The following is a 15,433-nucleotide window of genomic DNA, read 5'->3' as shown; positions in this document are numbered from 1 at the left end:
TCGCCGGGGCGGTCGGCCGCGCCCGCTCGGTGCCCCGTCCTCACACGATGGTGAAGATCTGGGTGAGTCCCGTGATCGCGAGGATGCGCAGGGTGTTCTCGGGCACTGCGGTCAGGGTCAGCTCGGCACCGGCGGCCTGGGTGTGGCGGAGGGCGGCGAGGAGGGCGGTGATGCCGCTGGAGTCGCAGAACTCCACGCCGGACAGGTCGATGACCAGGCACTGGCCGGGGCGCAGCGCGAGGTACTCCACGCGTGCGCGCAGGGTGGGAGCGTGTTCGTAGTCGAGGTCGCCGACGACCTGCAGAGCGGGGCCGGTGGGCGCGTCGCGGTGGGTGATGTTCAGTGGGTTCATCGCCGTGGGTTCGTCGTCGGGCGGATGGGGGAGGCGGTGGCGGGGACGCCGAGGGCGAGCAGAGCGGTGTCGTCGTCCAGGCCGTCGCCGAAGCTCTTCAGCAGTGCGGTGAGGGCGCTGATCGTCTCGTCGGGTGGGGCGGGGGCGTGGTCGGCGGCGAACGCGAGCAGGGCGTCGTCGCCGAAGAGGCTTTCCCGGGTCGGGCCGGTGCGGGCCTCGGTGAGGCCGTCGGTGTAGAGGAGGATCGTCTCGCCGGGCGCCAGGGTGGTGCGGGCGGTGGTGAACGGGGCGTCGGGCAGGATGCCGATGAGCAGGCCGCCCGGGGTGGGAAGGTACTCGGTGCTGCCGTCGGCGCGCAGGACGAGGGCAGGGGGGTGGCCGCCGGAGGCGATGCGCACGCCGACGCGGCCGTCGTCGTCGGCGGGTTCGACGACGCCGAAGACGGCGGTGCAGTAGCGCGGGTCGCCCGCGGCGGCGTAGTGCTCGTGCAGGACGGCGTTGAGGGTGGTCAGTGCCATGGCGGGTTCGGGGTCGTGCAGGGCCGCGGCGCGCAGGGTGTAGCGGGTGAGCGAGGTGAGGGAGGCGGCCTGGGGCCCCTTGCCGCACACGTCACCGAGGAAGAACGCCCAGCGGCCGTCGTCGAGGGGGAACAGGTCGTAGAAGTCGCCGCCGAGCCGGTCGGGGGAGGCGGTGTGGTAGTAGGCGGCGGCCTCCAGCCCCGGTACGGCGGGCAGTGACGAGGGGACGAGGGACTTCTGCAGGACGGTGAGGGCCTCGGCCAACCGCTGCCGGTCGGCCTCGGCCTGCCGCAGGGCGGCTTCGGCCTGCGCCCGTGCGCGCTCGGCCTCGGCGCCGGCCCGCTCGGCCTCCGCCCGGGCCCGCTCCGCCTCCGCCTGGGCCCGCTCCGCCTCGGCGCGGGCCCGCTCGGCGTCCTGGCGGCGGTGCAGGAGTTCGGCCTCGTAGGCGCGGCGGTCGGACGCGTCGAAGACGGTGCTGCGGATCAGCAGCGGCTTCCCGCTGGTGCCGCGCTTGACCACGGAGGACACCAGCACCGGCAGGAGGCCCCTGGCCGCGGTCCTCATCTCCAGCGCGATGCCGTGCAGTTCGCCCTGCATCTGCAGCAGCGGCGCGAAGTGCGTCTCGTGGTACAGCTTTCCACCGACGGTCAGGAGGTCGGCGAAGCGCATCCGGCCCACCACCTCCGCGCGTTCGAGGCCGAGCCAGTCGAGCAGGCTGGTGTTGATCTTGGCGATGGTGCCGTCCATCAGCGTCGACAGGTAGCCGCAGGGCGCGGACTCGTACAGGTCCTCGGCGCTGTCCTCCAGGAGAGCGCTGAACGCGGCCGTCGTCGCGGCCTGATCGCCGGCTCCCGCCCGCTCCGGTCCGTCACCGGGGCGGGTCATCACCGGCGCTCCTCCAGGAAGGCCAGGATCGCTTCGGCGGTGGCCTCGGGCGCGCTCAGCTGCGGGCAGTGTCCGGTGGCGTCCAGGGTGACCAGGCGCGAGGAGGGGATCGCGGACCGCACGTACGCGCCGACCTCGCGTGGGGCGATCACGTCCTGGGAGCACTCCAGGACCAGGGTCGGCACCCGGACGCTCGCGAGGTCCCCGCGGCTGTCGGTGAGGAAGGTGGTCCGGGCGAAGACCCGGGCGATGTCCGGGTCCGTGGCGCAGAAGCTGTTCGTCAGCTCCTGCCCCAGCTCCGGCCGCTCCGGGTTTCCCATGATCACCGGTGCCATGGCGGAGGACCAGCCCAGGTAGTTCGACTCCAGGGAGGTCAGCAGTTCCTCGATGTCCTCCGTGCTGAAGCCGCCCCGGTAGTCCTCCCCGTCGATGTAGCACGGTGAGGGGGCCACCATCACCAGCGCGCCGATCCGCTGCGGCGCCGCCTCGGCGGCCAGGACCCCCACCATCGCGCTGACCGAGTGCCCGACGAAGACCGCGTCGTGCAGGTCCAGCTCCTCGCACACCTCCACCACGTCCTGCGCGTAGCCCCGGAGCGAGGAGTACCGCTCCTCGCTCCAGGTCGAGAGGTCGGACCCACCGGAACCGACGTAGTCGAACAGCACCACCCGGTACCGCTCTGCCAGGGCCGGCACGATCAGGCGCCACATGTTCTGGTCGCAGCCGAACCCGTGCGCCAGCACGACCACCGGCCCGTCGGCGGGGCCGGCGAATCTCACGTTGTTCCTGCGGCGAATGTCCATGCCACGCATCCTGCCACCTCGCCGGGGAGGTAACCGCAGTCAGCCCGACGAGAACGGCCCGCCCGGCCACCGCGCCGGCTGCGGGACCCGGCCGCCCCCACCCTCTCGTGGGCCGCATGCGTAGGGAATGTTCGCTCGGAACAGGTACCGGCCGCCATGTATCCCGCACTGTTCCGTGGTGTCCGGTGGAGTCGGCGGTCCGCACGGGGTTCCTCCGAGATCACTGGCAGGTGAGTGGCATGTTCATTGGCAAGGGAAGGCCGGTAGATCCTGCGCGAACCGCGCTCTACCTCCGCTGCCACCCCCGTGACCCGGCCGGGACGGACTGCCGGCGCCAGGCCCTGGAACTGCTCGCGCGGGACCACGGGCTGCCGGGGCCCTGTACCTATCTGGACGACGGCCGCCGCCCGGCCGACGGCCCGCCGGGACTCGAACGGCTCGAAAGACACGTGGAGCAAGGCCGGATCGGGACCCTGCTCCTCCCGGGCCCGTTCGTCTTCTCGCTGAACGACCGCGAGGCCCGCGCGGTGTTGCGCCGGCTGCACCGGCTCGGCTGCCGTGTGCTCGAACCGCCCGGCGGGGGAGCGGCCTTCGTACCGGTGACCTGCTCGTAGGCGGCCACCCGGTCGTAGGGGTGCGCCCGGTCGTGGGGGTGCCCCGCGTCCCGACCCCGCCCACCGTGGCTTTCGCTACCCGCGCATGATGGCGGGCTCGTGGCGGCGCAGCAGTCGGCTGACCAGCACCCCGCAGAGCACCGAGAGGACGACCATCATGCCCAGGTCGAGCAGCAGGGTGCCGACGGAGTGGGTGAAGAGCGGGTCGTCGCTGAAGGTGGCCGGGAAGGCCGCGCCGAGGTCGAGGGTGGCGGCCATCGCGGCGAAGGCCCAGCGGGAGGGGACCAGCCAGGAGAGCTGATTGAGCACCGGCGCGCCGTTCAGCTGGAGCAGTGCGCCGCAGAAGACGACCTGGACGATGGCGACCAGCACCAGCAGCGGCATGGTCACCTCCTCCTTCTTCACCAGCGCCGAGATCACCAGGCCCAGCATCATCGCGGTCACCGAGAGCAGGGCGACGGCGAGGGTGATTTCGAGCAGCGGGGGCAGCAGGACGCCCTCGGTGCCCGGTGGTCCGAGCTGCACCCCCGCCAGGGCGACCATGGTGAGGACCACCGACTGGACGACGGTGATGGTTCCGAGCACCACGATCTTCGAGCAGAGGTACGCGGATCTGGACAGGCCGACGGCTCTCTCGCGTTGGTAGATACTGCGTTCCTTGACCAGTTCGCGCACCGCGTTGGCGGCGCCGATCAGTACGCCGCTGACGCAGAGGATGAGCAGGGTGTTGAGGGCGGTGGAGTCGTCGAGGCGGCTGCCGGCCAGGGCCCGGGTCAGGGCGCCCATGACGAACGGCAGAGCGATCATGACGGCGAGGAAGGTGCGGTCGGCGGAGAGCGCGGTGGCGTACCGCCGTACCAGGGTGGAGACCTGCTTGCTCCAGCCGCGCGGCTTGGGCTTGGGCAGGGGCTGCACCACGGCGGCCGCCGGAGCGGCGCCGCCGGGCTGCCCGGCCTGTCCGAGCTGCCCGGGTTGGGGCGGCCGTGCGGTCGCGCCCGCGATGTAGCGCTTGTACGGCGGCGAGGCGCGGTACTGGCCCGCCCAGTCGCGGTCGGTCTCGTTCTCGAACGCCTCGAAGGCCTCGGACCAGTGCTTGAACCCGAAGTGGTCGAGGGTCTCGCCGGGCGGCCCGTACCAGGCGAGGCGCCCGCCGGGGGCAAGCAGCAGCAGGCGGTCGCACAGGTCGAGGCTGAGCACGCTGTGGGTGACCACGACGATGGTGTGCCCGTCGTCGGCCAGGCCGCGCAGCATCTGCATCACCGAACGGTCCATGCCCGGGTCGAGGCCGCTGGTGGGCTCGTCGAGGAAGAGCAGGGACGGCTTGGTGAGCAGTTCGAGGGCGACGCTGACCCGTTTGCGCTGGCCGCCGGAGAGGGTGGAGATCACCTGGTCGGCGCGTTTGGTCAGACCGAGTTCGGTGATCACCTCCTCGACCCGGGCGGAGCGTTCGGCGGGGGCGGTGTCGCCGGGGAAGCGCAGCTCACCGGCGTAGCCGAGGGCCCGGCGGACGGTCAGCTGGGTGTGCAGGATGTCGTCCTGCGGCACGAGGCCGATGCGGTGCCGCAGTTCCGCGTAGTCGTGGTACAGGTCGCGGCCGTCGTAGCGCACGGTGCCGCGGTCGGCGGGACGCAGGCCGGTGAGAGCGTTGAGCAGGGTGGACTTGCCGGCGCCGCTCGGACCGGCGACGGCGAGCAGGCAGTGCTGGCCGACCGGGAAGGAGACCTTGTCGAGCAGGACGCGGCCGTCGCCCACCTCGACGGTGAGGCCTTCGACGTCGAGGTCGATGTCGCCGGTGTCGACGAACTCCTGCAACTGGTCGCCGACCAGGCAGAAGGCGGAGTGGCCGATGCCGACGATGTCGGCGGGACCGACCAGGGCCTGCCGGATCGGCAGGCCGTTGAGGTAGGTGCCGTTGTGGCTGTCCAGGTCGGCGATCTCGTACCGGCCGTCGGAATGGGCGCGCAGTTCGGCGTGGTGCCGGGAGACGGACAGGTCGCCGAGCACCAGGTCGTTGTCGGGCGCCCGGCCGATCCGGATCACCTTGGCGGGCAGCCGGCGGACGCTGGTCGGCGGCCGGTCCAGGCCGGTGATGGCGGTCAGCGCGGAGGGTTGCGGGTCCCTGACCGCGGTCGGCTTGTGCAGGGCGCTCAGGGTGCAACAGGGGCCGTCGGAGGCGTTGCCGAACCGCAGGATGTACCCGGGGCCGACGTCCAGGTGCCGGACGCGGTGGCCCTGGCAGAAGGTGCCGTTGGTGGAGCCGGCGTCGTCGAGCATCCAGTGGCCGTCGTCGACGTGCAGGACGGCGTGGTGCCAGGACACCCTCGGGTCGGTGAGCACGACGTCGCTGGTGGGGTCACGCCCGACGGCATAGCTGTGCCCCGGGCTCATCACCTGCGAGTCACTGTCGGTCTCGATGAGGAGCTGCGGCGCGGTGAGCGCGAATTCTCGCTCTGCCATACCACCGATGCTAGACGAGTCGGCCCGATAGTTCCCCAGCCGGCCGGGCCCCCGGCGGGGCCGCGGACGTGGGGGCGGCGCTCGGCCACGGCGGGTGACGGCCGGGGTTCCGGTCACCCCCGGGACCGGGACAGCGGCCCGCGTACGAGCCCGCCCGTGCCGCCCCGGTCGGCCGCCCGGCGCGGACCTGCGCCGGAGGGCGTCTACGATCCCGCTGGTGAAGACCTGGACTGAGCTCCCCGCCGAGACCGATGTCGAAGCCGTCGTCCGCCGCTACTTCGGCCTGCTGCGGTCCGGAAGGATCTCCGAGGCCGAACAGCTCGTCGATCACGCGCCGGTCCGGCACGTGCTCACGTCCCTCTGGGCGGGCGCTCGCGAAACCGGCGCCGAGGAGGCCGGGGCGGGGCGCGGCCCCGCGGCCGACGCGTGGGAGCGGGACCTGTCCTGGCTGGGCGACCTCGACCTCGCCGACTTCAGTTGGGGGCCCACCGGCAGCCACCTCTACGTGGAGCTCACCTGCCGCGGCCGGAGGATCGAGCTGGCCCTGGGCTTCTGGGTCAGGCCCACCGACACCGGCTGGGTCCTCACCGGACCGGCCACCCTCTGGTAGCGGGCCCGACGAAGCGGGCCGGGGTCCGTGCCGCCGGCGGGGCCGGATCTTCGTCACGTCGATCGTGCTTTGGTTCACGCCGCTCTGCTGCGAGACTGGGATCATGACCCCTGACCGTCGCAGCCTCGGGCTGCCCGCGTTCTCCGAGCCCGTCGCCGATGCCTCCGCCGTGCCCGCCCAGTCCGGCGGCCACCGACCGCTGCCGGTCGAGCAGGGCGCCGACTTCCGCCAGCCGCCCACCGAGACCGTCGACGAGCCCGCCCCGGTGCGGCGCCCGCTCGGCGTCGGCGGCCTGACCTTCTCCGACCCGGACCGGCAGATCTGACCGGCTCCGTGCGTGCCGCCGCGCGGTCCTGACCTGCGGCGGCCGCCCGATCACCCGGGCGTTCGCCGCGCTCTCTCCGGCGACTTCTCTCCGGCGACCTCTCTTCGGCGACTTCGCTTCGCCCGGCGCGGCCGGGTTGCCGGACCTGGACCGGCCACACGACGGGTCGCCGGGCCGGGGCCACCAGGACCACGTGACGCCCGGAGGCGTCGACCCTGCCGGTCAGCGCCGGAACTGGCGCCGGTACACGGCGGGGCTGACGCCCATCGTCTCCCGGAAGTGGTGCCGAAAGCCCGCGACGGTCAGTCCCACCCGGGCGGCCACCCCCTCGATCGGCTGGTCCGCGGACTCCAGCAGGACGGCGCCGGCCCGGATCCGCTCCCGGGTGATCCAGCGTCCCGGGGGCGGCCCGGTCCGGTGGACTACGCTTCGTGACCATGACTACCGGGACGGCCTCGCGCCACACACGGATCGGCGACCCGGTGCTCTCCTGAGCGCCGAACGGGCCGGTACGGGACGGCTGTTCGAGGGAGGGCAGCCCGGCCGGCCGAGGAGCGGCCCGCCCGGCGCGTCGCGGCGCCCGGGTTCTCGGCCCGCACCCGGCGCCGCCGCCCGGGCTCCGCCCCTTGTCGTGTTGTTCACGGGTTCGACACATCAACCACGACAGGAGAGTTCATGCCCATCGAGACGCTGCGGATTCCCACCCCGGACGGCGAGGCCGACGCGTTCGCCGCCTTCCCCGACGACGGCGAGCGGCACCCCGGGGTGCTGATGTACGCCGACGGCTTCGGTATCCGGCCCGTGCTGCGGGAGCTGGCCCTCGAACTGGCCGGGCACGGATACTACGTGCTGGTCCCCAACGTCCTCTACCGGCACGGCCCGACACCGGTGCTCGACCTTCCCGCGCACATCGGAGCGGAGGCCCGGCCCGCGGTCTTCGCCCAGCTGATGCCCTTGATCGAGGCGCACACCGCCGAGCGCGCCCTGAGCGACGCCGAGGCCTACCTCGGATTCCTGACCACCCGGCCCGAGGTCGGCGACGGTCCGGTCGCGGTGACCGGCTACTGCGTCGGCGGTCTCCTGGCGATGCGCACCGCCGCGGCCCACCCCGGCCGGGTGGCCGCCGTCGCCGCGTTCCACGGCCCCGTGGGCGCCGACGGGCCCGGCCTCCTCTCCAGGCTCACCGCCCAGGTCCACCTCGGCCATGCCGAGGGCGACATGACACCCGAGGCACTCGCCGAGCTCAACCGGGCCCTGGACGCCGCGGGTGTCGACCACACCTCCGAGATCTACCCCGGCACCCTCCACGGCTTCACCATGGCCGACACCGACGCCTTCAGCCCGTCCGGGCTGGAGCGCCACTGGGACCGGCTGCTCCCACTCCTGGACCGCACCGTGGCGAAGGGCTGAGGCCTCCCGAGCGGACACCGACCTGACGGACCGGGCCGGGGAGTCCCGACGGGAGCGGTCGCCCCTGCGGGCGGTCGAGGGCGGGCGCGGCCCTTCGCACGCGCTGTGGCCCGTGCAACTCGCCCGCGGATGGTAGACGTTCGGGGGCCGATCGGTACCTCGCCGTCCTCCCGGACGTCCGGGAGGGCAGCTCGCCGCGCGCACGGCCGATCCCGGGAGAGGCGTCGGGTGTGGTGGCGAGTGGTCGGACGGCGGTCGGGGCGGAGGAGGGCGCCGGCCCGGTCCGGCCCGCCCGCAGCGGCCGGCGGCCGACCGGGACGCCGCCGGTCAGCCCCGGCGGGCGGCCCGGTCGATCCGACCGCGGCTTTCGCGGAGTGCGCTTCCAGCCAACGGTCCAGCCACGCCGGGGGTGCGGACCGCCGCCGGATCGCGGCCGCGGCGTCGCCGAGAGCGTGTGCGACACGGTTCCCGCCGGCGCCGCGCTCCCCGATCCCAGTACCTTCCCTGCGGGCCCGAGGCCTCGCGAACGCCGCCCTCGCCGTCGGGCCGCGGGGGACAATGGGGTGCCGAGGCGAGGGAGCGTGGGATGACGACGGCACGCGAGTGGATCGAGCTGCTGGGGCTTGAGCCGCATGTGGAGGGCGGGTACTTCCGGCGTACGTTCCAGGCGGACCACCGCGCCCGGGTGCGCACGCCGGCGGGTGAGCGGTACACCCTCACCTCCATCCACTACCTGCTGACCTCCTGGTCGCCGATCGGCCACCGGCACCTCAACCGGTCCGACATCCTGCACTTCCACCACCATGGTGACCCGATCACGTACCACCTGCTGCTCCCTGACGGAACAGCGGAGACCGCCGTCCTCGGCCAGGACCCGGCCCGGGGGGAGCACCTCATGCTCGCCGTCCCGGGCGGTGTCTGGAAGGCCTCGCACCTCACGTCCGGCGACCACGGGCTGATCAGCGAGGCGGTCGCACCTGGCTTCGACTTCGCCGACATGACCCTCGGCCGGCCCGCGGACCTCCTGGCCCGCTTCCCGGGCCACCAGGAGCTCATCCACCGCTACTGCCGCCCCTCCGAGCCGGTCTGAGCCCCGCCCCGCCGCCCGTTGCCCGTCGCCTGAAGCCGGGGGCCGAACGGCTGATGAACGGGTCCCATGGGTTGGGCGGGGCCCGGCCGACGGGAGAACGTTGGCATGCAACGTGACGAGATGCTGCACCTCTTCGAGGTCCACCGCGAAGCCGAGAGAGCGCGCGACTTCGATGCCGTGCTCGCGACCTTCACCGACGACTGCTTCTTCGAGACGGTGGCCCTCGGACGCCGGGTCGAGGGGAAGGCGGCCACCCGCGCCGCTTACGCGGCCTTCTTCACCGCCTTCCCGGACATCGTGCCCGTCGACCAGGGCATGACCTTCGGCGACGACGTGATCGTCGTCTGGGGCGAGCTGCGCGGCACGAGCGGCGGCCCCTGGCTCGGTGTCCCGCCGGGCGGCGGGTCGTTCGTGGTGCCGTTCGCCAACGTCGCGCCGTTCAAGGACGGTCGGATGGCGGGCGAGCGGATCTACTTCGACCTCGCCACGCTCTGCGAACAGGCCGGACTGTCGACCGAGGAGATCAGGGCCGCCGCGAGAGCGGCGGCCGGGGGCGGACCCGGCTGACACCCTGCCGGGCCCGGGCCGCACCGGTCGGAGCGGCCGGGGACCGCGGGTCGTGCCGGCTCGCCGTCAGCGGTTCTTCGGCGGCGGCTATCCGGGGCGGTGGACGCTGAGCTCGCCGTACGCCGGGAGGACGGCGGCCAGGTCGCCGGCCTGGTCGCCGGGTGCGCCTCGCAGGACGGCGTCCAGGAAGGCGCGGGTGGCCGCGGCGACGACGCGCGGGCTCTCGACGCGGCCCAGGGTGCCGACGATCGAGGGCACGGGCGGCAGATAGAGGGGGCCGTCCATGAAGGTGAGGTGCGCGGCGCCGGGGACGGTGAGCCGGTAGCTCGTCGCGGTACTGGACCCGAGCGCCTCGGTGAGGCGGGGCAGGTAGCGGGCGTCGGTCGCCGGGGTGATGGCCTGGGTGAGCGCGAGCACCGGCTGGACGAGGGACGGCGAGGTCGGGCCGTGGGGGAAGCCGTCCAGGTCGATGACGGCGTCGAACCGGCGGTCCTGCCGGGCCGCCTGCAGCGCCGCGGCCCCACCCATGGAATGGCCGGCCACCGCGACCCGGCCGGTGTCCAGGCGTCCGTTCATCGGGTCGGCGATCGCACCGCGGTCCAGACCGTCCAACTGGGTGAGGACGAAGCCGAGGTCGGCGGCCCGGATCGCGGTCCACCCGGCCGCGAGCTTCTCGTCCTCGTCCGGGTCGCCGCTGGAGGCGGTCGCGGTGGTGATCGTCCGGCCGTCGGCGAGGACGACGGCGGCGGAGTCGTACGGATGGTCGAGGGCGGCGACCACGTACCCGTGGCTGGCCAGTTCCTCCGCCCAGGCGGTGTTCTGGGTGCGCACCCCGCCCGACCCGGGAGAGAACAGCACGACGGGGAACCGGCCCCCGCCACCGTCCACCGGGGCGTCGAAGACCGAGCGGGAGCGGGCGCGCGGAACCCCGTCGACCAGGAATCCCGGCAGGCCGACCCCCTGGGCGAGGGCGTCGGAGACGGTACGCGCCTCCTGCTCCGTGCGTCCGAGGTACTGGGCCCGCCGCGTGCCCGAGGGGCTCCGCTGCGCGGGGTACCAGAGCTGGACCACGACCGTGCGCCGGTCGTCCGGGTCGGCGGTGAAGGTCTCGGGGCGCAGCGGGTCGGTCCACTGCACCACCCGGGTGCCGACCGCGAAGTCGCCCGACGGCTCGGGGAAGACGGGTACGGGGAAGGCCCAGGCGGCCGCCGGGCCGGTGGCGATCAGGCCGGCGCAGGCCAGTGATCCGGGCAGCGCCAGCCACCAGCGGGCCCGCCACGCGGGCCGGCCGGTACGGCGTCGCCGCAGGGGAAGGACGGCGAACGGCAACGCGAAGGCGGCGCCCGCCAGTACCGGCAGCATCTGCCAGCGGACTCCCGCCACGGCCAGCAGGATCGCGGACAGCACCTCGACCGCCCCGGCCGCGATCGTGACGCGCGGGCGGGCGGCGGGGGGCAGCCAGCGCGCCACCACCAGTGCGACGGCGCCCAGCAGGACAACTATTTCCAGGGGGGACATGGACAGCCCCGTGATGATCTCGGTCACCCGCCCATCGTCGGCGCCGGGCCTGCGCCGCCACATCGATCCCGGGTCGTCGCCGGGTACGACCGCGGTCGTCGTCCGGAGCGGGCCCCGTACGACCGCGGTGGCAACCGGCTGCGCCGGACCAGCGGTCGGCCTGCGACCACGGGAGGTGGCGCGGCTCCTCCTGCGGTCGTATGCGGCCCGGCGCCGATCAGTCGCTGGACTCATGTGCGTCGCGGGGCCCGTGACCTACCGTGAGCAGGGCCGCGGTACCTGCCGTGCGGCGCGAGGCGGACGTTTCCCGTACCCGCCTCGGCTGCGGGTGGTACGCGGACGTGGCCCCGGCCGGGGCCACGCCGGTGCTGGAACGACAGGGACGTGTGATGACCGAGGCGGCCGCGGAACCCGGCGCCACCCACCCGGTGCGCCGCCGCGACCGGGGGCGGTGGGCACGTACGGCCCTGCGGCCGGCGCGGTACGCCGACCCGGCCACCGGGCGGGCGGCGCGACCGGCACCCGCCGCCTGGCGCCGGGGCGTCCGGCTGCCACCCCTGGTCTGGGACTCGCTGTTGCCGGCGCTCCTGCTGCTCAACATCGTGACCACGGACGGGTCGCACGAGTTCCCGGCGGCCGTGGCCCTCACCGCCGCCCTCGCGCTGCCCCTGCTGTGGCGGCGCCGGGCCCCGCTCACGGTGTTCGCCGCCGTGACGGCCGCGGCCTTCGTCCAGTGGCTGATGGGCATCCAACTGCCCGCCGACGTGGCCCTGCTGGTGGCGCTCTACACGGCGGCCGCGAACTCGGGCCGCCGCGGGACGCTCGTCGCCGGTGCCCTCGTCGAGGCCGGCGCCCTGCTGGCCTGCCTGCGCTGGGCGCCGCACGGCGCGTTCCTGACCCCCTTCGTCGCGGTCACCGCGATGGTCGTCGCCGCCGCCGTGCTCGGTGTGAACGTGCGGACCACGCGCGCCTACCTCGCGGCCCTGGAGGAACGGGCCGACCGCCTGAGACAGCAACAGGACCAGCAGGCGCGCCTGGCCGTCGCCGAGGAGAGGACACGCATCACCCGGGAGATGCACGACATCGTCACCCACAACCTGTCCGTCATGGTCGCGCTCACCGACGCCGCCGTCTACGCGCAGCACCGGTCGCCCGACAAGGCCACCGCCGCGATGCTCCAGATCTCCGAGACCGGCCGACAGGCCCTGACCGACATGCGGCGCTCGCTCGGCATCCTGCGGACCGACGAGCCGGACGCGGAGCGCCACCCGCTGCCCGGCATCGCCCAACTGGAGGCGCTCGCCGACCAGATGTGCGCCGCCGGGCTGCCGACCGTCCTGGAGGTCCACGGCGGCCGCACCCACATCCCCGCCACCGCGCAACTCACCGTCTACCGCCTGGTACAGGAAGCCTTGACCAACACCCTGAAGCACACCCCCGCGGGCACCCGCGCGACGGTCCGGATCCGGTGCTCGACCGAGGCCGTCACCGTGGACGTCACCGACAGCGGCCCCCACCGGCCACGGCCCGCCGCCGCACCGTCCGGCCACGGCATCCCCGGCATGCGCGAGCGCTCGGCCGCCTACGGGGGCGCGCTGCAGGCCGGACCTCTCCCGGAGGGCGGCTGGGGAGTCCGTACCCGCCTCCTCCTCGACAGCGGCGGAGCGTCGTCCGCATGACCATCCGCATCCTGATCGCCGACGACGAAGCCCTGCTCCGGATGGCCTTCGCCACCGTCCTGGAGGCCCAGCCCGACATGGCACCGGTCGGCGAAGCCGCCGACGGCGCCGAGGCCGTGCGCCTCGCCCGGGAGCTGCGCCCCGACGTCGTCCTGATGGACGTCCGGATGCCCGGGACGGACGGGATCGAGGCGACCCGGCAGCTCGTCGAGACCGCCCCGCAGAGCAGAGTGCTCATCCTCACCACCTTCGACCTGGACGAATACGCCTTCGCCGGACTCAACGCCGGAGCCTCGGGCTTCCTGCTGAAGAACACCAGGCCCGAGGAACTGCTCACCGCGATACGCAACGTCGCCGCGGGCGACGCGGTGGTGTCCCCGCGGATCACCCGCCGCCTGCTGGAGAACTTCCGCCCGCACATCCCCGGCGGCGGCAGCGGCACCGACGGCGACGACCGGCTGAGCCGGCTCAGCGCCCGTGAACGCGAGGTGCTCGTCCAGGTGGGCCGCGGCCTGTCCAACAGCGAGATCGCGGCCACCCTGTACCTCGCGGAGGGGACGGTGAAGTCCCATCTGGGGCGGATCCTGCAGAAGCTCGAACTCCGCGACCGGGTCCAGGCCGTGATCTTCGCCTACGACAGCCGCCTCATCCACCCGGCGTGATCCGCTGTCGCAGCAGCGCGAGGTGGGCGGCCGTGGCGTCGGGTGAGCCCTGCAGGGCGCCGAGGTCCTGTCACAGGTCGTCCAACGTCCGTTCCTCGGAGGCGATCTCCCGACTGCCGAGCTTGACCGGCTTCTTCATGGTGTCGCAGCTCAGTATTCTCGTCCCGGTCATCGTGGTCCCCTTTCGCCGCGCGCCGGACGGTGGCGGCCGTCCCGGCGATCACCCCGTGCCCGGCACGGGAGCGCGGGCCGGCGGCGGCCGTTCCCCGAGGCTGCTGCGGCACGGGCGGCGTGAGCGGCGGCACGGCTGCCCCGCGCGTGCACACCTCCAGCCTTCCACCGGCCCCAGCCGGGCAGCCGGGCGGGTGCGTGCGGCGAGCCGGGCCGCCCGGCTCGGCAGCGGGACGCGGTCGGGCGGGGCGCGTCCCCGCACACGACAAATCCGGCGACATCGGCGGGCGTCCCCGGGATACTGGTCGGCCATGGATGAGGTCGAAGTCGTGGTCGCCCACTCCGAGCGTGCGACCCTGCGCGTCGGCGAGGTGTTCCTGAAGGTGGACGCCGATCAGTCGCGCATCGACGTCGAGGTCGAGGCGATGTCCCTCGCGCCGGTCCCGACCCCGAAGGTCCTGTGGCGCAAGCCGCCGGTGCTCGCGATCTCCGCGCTCCCGGGGGCGACGCTCGGGCGCCTCGGCGGGCCGTCGACCGGGTCACCGGCGGCGTGGGCCGCGGCGGGCGCCGTCATCCGGAAGCTGCACGACGCGCCGCTGCCGCCCCGAACGGGCCGGGCCGGCCGGAGCATCGTCGCGCTGGCGACGGAACTCGACGCCGAGTGCGAGGCGCTCGTGGCGAACGGCGTCCTGCCCGGCGACCTGGTCACCCGTAACCGCCGGGTCGCCGAGGCCGCGCTCCGGCCGTGGACTCCGGTGTTCACGCACGGCGATCTGCAGATCGCGCACGTGTTCGTCGACGGCGGCGAGGTCACCGGCATCATCGACTGGTCCGAGGCGGGTCGGGGTGACGCCCTGTACGACCTCGCCACCTTCACGCTCGGACACGAGGAGCACCTCGACGACGTCATCGGCGGCTACGGCACCGACCTCGACCTCGACGTGATCCACGCGTGGTGGTCGTTGCGGAGCCTGCTGGCGGTTCGCTGGCTGATCGAGCACGGCTTCGACCCCTTCGCACCGGGCTGTGAGGTCGATGTGCTGAGAGCCCGGATGTGAGGCTGCTGCCGGTCCGCCGAGTTCGTCGTCGCCCTGTTCAGCTCCCGGGCCGGGCGGCGATGCCGGCGACGAGGATGGCCAGGCCGCGCTCGAACCGCCGGTCGTACCCGCCGAACAGGTCCGCACCGGCGTCGGCCGCGAGCGGGTGGGCCGAGCCGATCCGCTCGGCCCGTTCGGCCGCGTCGTAGCCGGGCGCGCGTTCGCCGGGCATCGGGTGGACGGCCTGCTCCTCGATCACGAAGCCGATGGTGAAGCTGTAGGCGGTGAAGTAGGCGTCGACGGCGTCGGGCAGGTCGAAGCCGTCCCGGCGGAAGGCGGCGAGGTACCCCTCCAGCGCGGCGGCGTGGCCGGTGTCGGTGAGCCGGGTGCCGCTGAAGACCTTGGCGCCGTCGCGGTAGCCGAGCAGGGCGCGGCGCAGTCCGCGGCAGGCGGCGGTGAGGTGGTCGGCCCAGGGGGCGTCGGCGGCGGGAGCGGGGCCGGCGGCCTGCATCCGGCGGAGCATCTCGGTCGCGAGTTCGTCGAGCAGTGCCTGCTTGTTGGCGAAGTGCCAGTACAGGGCGGGTGCCTTGACGTCGAGCTCGGTGGCGATCCGGCGCAGGGTCAGGCCTTCGAGACCGACCTCGTTGAGAAGTCGCAGGGCGGTGTCGGCCACCTGTGCCCGGTCCAGTTTAGGTGCCATGTCCTCGTTCCTCGTCGTCGCCGCTTGACAATCTA

Annotated in this window: 15 protein-coding genes and 1 pseudogene; 9 read left to right on the top strand and 7 right to left on the bottom strand. The window is 73.7% G+C overall.

The features are described 5' to 3' along the window. Positions 1-40: 40 nt before the first annotated feature. The 3 genes from ACZ34W_RS19420 to ACZ34W_RS19410 are packed head-to-tail and all read right to left on the bottom strand — an operon-like array spanning position 41 to position 2,558. The gene (locus ACZ34W_RS19420) at positions 41-352 is read right to left on the bottom strand and encodes an STAS domain-containing protein (RefSeq protein ID WP_465605660.1); all 312 of its coding nucleotides are present in this window, start codon (positions 350-352) and stop codon (positions 41-43) included. After that, positions 349-1,755 (bottom strand): SpoIIE family protein phosphatase, encoded by a 1,407-nt coding sequence (locus ACZ34W_RS19415; protein ID WP_465605658.1) that lies wholly within the window; start codon positions 1,753-1,755, stop codon positions 349-351. Before ACZ34W_RS19415 ends, ACZ34W_RS19420 begins: the two co-directional genes overlap by 4 nt. Further along, a complete protein-coding gene (locus ACZ34W_RS19410; protein ID WP_329485231.1) occupies positions 1,755-2,558 on the bottom strand; it encodes an alpha/beta fold hydrolase in 804 nt (267 codons plus the stop codon). Before ACZ34W_RS19410 ends, ACZ34W_RS19415 begins: the two co-directional genes overlap by 1 nt. A 239-nt stretch (positions 2,559-2,797) precedes the next feature. Between ACZ34W_RS19410 and ACZ34W_RS19405 the strand changes: the two genes are divergently transcribed. Next, a complete protein-coding gene (locus ACZ34W_RS19405) occupies positions 2,798-3,172 on the top strand; it encodes a hypothetical protein (protein ID WP_465605656.1) in 375 nt (124 codons plus the stop codon). Between the two features lie 75 nt (positions 3,173-3,247). Here ACZ34W_RS19405 and ACZ34W_RS19400 read toward each other — a convergent pair whose 3' ends face one another. Then, entirely contained in the window at positions 3,248-5,629 is a 2,382-nt protein-coding gene (locus ACZ34W_RS19400) for an FHA domain-containing protein (protein WP_465605654.1), read from the bottom strand. Between the two features lie 217 nt (positions 5,630-5,846). Here ACZ34W_RS19400 and ACZ34W_RS19395 point away from each other — a divergent pair, with 217 nt between their 5' ends. Both ACZ34W_RS19395 and ACZ34W_RS19390 read left to right on the top strand, forming a co-directional pair. Next, positions 5,847-6,239 (top strand): hypothetical protein, encoded by a 393-nt coding sequence (locus ACZ34W_RS19395; protein ID WP_465605652.1) that lies wholly within the window; start codon positions 5,847-5,849, stop codon positions 6,237-6,239. A gap of 103 nt (positions 6,240-6,342) precedes the next feature. Then, the gene (locus tag ACZ34W_RS19390; RefSeq protein WP_329485227.1) at positions 6,343-6,564 is read left to right on the top strand and encodes a hypothetical protein; all 222 of its coding nucleotides are present in this window, start codon (positions 6,343-6,345) and stop codon (positions 6,562-6,564) included. Between the two features lie 222 nt (positions 6,565-6,786). On the opposite strand, the pseudogene ACZ34W_RS19385 reads toward ACZ34W_RS19390, so the two are convergent. Beyond that, positions 6,787-6,987: pseudogene (locus ACZ34W_RS19385) on the bottom strand (helix-turn-helix domain-containing protein); the annotation flags it as partial. 252 nt (positions 6,988-7,239) lie between these two features. On the opposite strand from ACZ34W_RS19385, the gene ACZ34W_RS19380 reads away from it, so the two are divergent. The 3 genes from ACZ34W_RS19380 to ACZ34W_RS19370 all read left to right on the top strand — a co-directional run bounded on the left by ACZ34W_RS19380 (position 7,240) and on the right by ACZ34W_RS19370 (position 9,631). Beyond that, the gene (locus ACZ34W_RS19380) at positions 7,240-7,974 is read left to right on the top strand and encodes a dienelactone hydrolase family protein (protein WP_465605650.1); all 735 of its coding nucleotides are present in this window, start codon (positions 7,240-7,242) and stop codon (positions 7,972-7,974) included. Positions 7,975-8,560: 586 nt separating this feature from the next. Next, on the top strand, positions 8,561-9,064 hold the full coding sequence (locus ACZ34W_RS19375; protein WP_465605648.1) for a cupin domain-containing protein: 504 nt from the start codon (positions 8,561-8,563) through the stop codon (positions 9,062-9,064). Positions 9,065-9,169: 105 nt separating this feature from the next. After that, the gene (locus ACZ34W_RS19370; RefSeq protein WP_465605646.1) at positions 9,170-9,631 is read left to right on the top strand and encodes an ester cyclase; all 462 of its coding nucleotides are present in this window, start codon (positions 9,170-9,172) and stop codon (positions 9,629-9,631) included. An 87-nt stretch (positions 9,632-9,718) separates the two neighbouring features. On the opposite strand, the gene ACZ34W_RS19365 is transcribed toward ACZ34W_RS19370, so the two are convergent. Continuing rightward, on the bottom strand, positions 9,719-11,212 hold the full coding sequence (locus tag ACZ34W_RS19365) for an alpha/beta hydrolase family protein (protein ID WP_465605644.1): 1,494 nt from the start codon (positions 11,210-11,212) through the stop codon (positions 9,719-9,721). A 326-nt stretch (positions 11,213-11,538) separates the two neighbouring features. Here ACZ34W_RS19365 and ACZ34W_RS19360 point away from each other — a divergent pair, with 326 nt between their 5' ends. From ACZ34W_RS19360 to ACZ34W_RS19350, 3 genes are all read left to right on the top strand, one after another. After that, complete coding sequence (locus ACZ34W_RS19360) at positions 11,539-12,828, top strand: sensor histidine kinase (protein ID WP_465605642.1); 1,290 nt, start codon at positions 11,539-11,541, stop codon at positions 12,826-12,828. Next, positions 12,825-13,490 (top strand): response regulator transcription factor, encoded by a 666-nt coding sequence (locus ACZ34W_RS19355; protein WP_329485219.1) that lies wholly within the window; start codon positions 12,825-12,827, stop codon positions 13,488-13,490. Before ACZ34W_RS19360 ends, ACZ34W_RS19355 begins: the two co-directional genes overlap by 4 nt. 482 nt (positions 13,491-13,972) lie before the next feature. Next, on the top strand, positions 13,973-14,719 hold the full coding sequence (locus ACZ34W_RS19350; RefSeq protein WP_465605640.1) for a phosphotransferase family protein: 747 nt from the start codon (positions 13,973-13,975) through the stop codon (positions 14,717-14,719). Positions 14,720-14,756: 37 nt separating this feature from the next. On the opposite strand, the gene ACZ34W_RS19345 is transcribed toward ACZ34W_RS19350, so the two are convergent. Then, positions 14,757-15,398, bottom strand: a complete 642-nt coding sequence (locus tag ACZ34W_RS19345; RefSeq protein ID WP_465605638.1) for a TetR/AcrR family transcriptional regulator C-terminal domain-containing protein — start codon at positions 15,396-15,398, stop codon at positions 14,757-14,759. Positions 15,399-15,433: the final 35 nt, after the last annotated feature.

This window comes from Kitasatospora sp. NPDC022856 (assembly GCF_055561235.1).
Note: the sequence above shows the minus strand (reverse complement) of the source record. Positions and strands in the feature narration are given on the sequence as shown.

What these genes read in the sequence shown, in the direction of transcription:
- ACZ34W_RS19365 (WP_465605644.1), bottom strand. Translation starts at nt 11,212, where the DNA reads ATGTGGCGGCGCAGGCCCGGCGCCGACGATGGGCGGGTGACCGAGATC.
- ACZ34W_RS19370 (WP_465605646.1), top strand. Translation starts at nt 9,170, where the DNA reads ATGCAACGTGACGAGATGCTGCACCTCTTCGAGGTCCACCGCGAAGCC.
- ACZ34W_RS19415 (WP_465605658.1), bottom strand. Translation starts at nt 1,755, where the DNA reads ATGACCCGCCCCGGTGACGGACCGGAGCGGGCGGGAGCCGGCGATCAG.
- ACZ34W_RS19350 (WP_465605640.1), top strand. Translation starts at nt 13,973, where the DNA reads ATGGATGAGGTCGAAGTCGTGGTCGCCCACTCCGAGCGTGCGACCCTG.
- ACZ34W_RS19405 (WP_465605656.1), top strand. Translation starts at nt 2,798, where the DNA reads ATGTTCATTGGCAAGGGAAGGCCGGTAGATCCTGCGCGAACCGCGCTC.
- ACZ34W_RS19375 (WP_465605648.1), top strand. Translation starts at nt 8,561, where the DNA reads ATGACGACGGCACGCGAGTGGATCGAGCTGCTGGGGCTTGAGCCGCAT.
- ACZ34W_RS19360 (WP_465605642.1), top strand. Translation starts at nt 11,539, where the DNA reads ATGACCGAGGCGGCCGCGGAACCCGGCGCCACCCACCCGGTGCGCCGC.
- ACZ34W_RS19380 (WP_465605650.1), top strand. Translation starts at nt 7,240, where the DNA reads ATGCCCATCGAGACGCTGCGGATTCCCACCCCGGACGGCGAGGCCGAC.
- ACZ34W_RS19390 (WP_329485227.1), top strand. Translation starts at nt 6,343, where the DNA reads ATGACCCCTGACCGTCGCAGCCTCGGGCTGCCCGCGTTCTCCGAGCCC.
- ACZ34W_RS19400 (WP_465605654.1), bottom strand. Translation starts at nt 5,629, where the DNA reads ATGGCAGAGCGAGAATTCGCGCTCACCGCGCCGCAGCTCCTCATCGAG.
- ACZ34W_RS19420 (WP_465605660.1), bottom strand. Translation starts at nt 352, where the DNA reads ATGAACCCACTGAACATCACCCACCGCGACGCGCCCACCGGCCCCGCT.
- ACZ34W_RS19345 (WP_465605638.1), bottom strand. Translation starts at nt 15,398, where the DNA reads ATGGCACCTAAACTGGACCGGGCACAGGTGGCCGACACCGCCCTGCGA.
- ACZ34W_RS19355 (WP_329485219.1), top strand. Translation starts at nt 12,825, where the DNA reads ATGACCATCCGCATCCTGATCGCCGACGACGAAGCCCTGCTCCGGATG.
- ACZ34W_RS19410 (WP_329485231.1), bottom strand. Translation starts at nt 2,558, where the DNA reads ATGGACATTCGCCGCAGGAACAACGTGAGATTCGCCGGCCCCGCCGAC.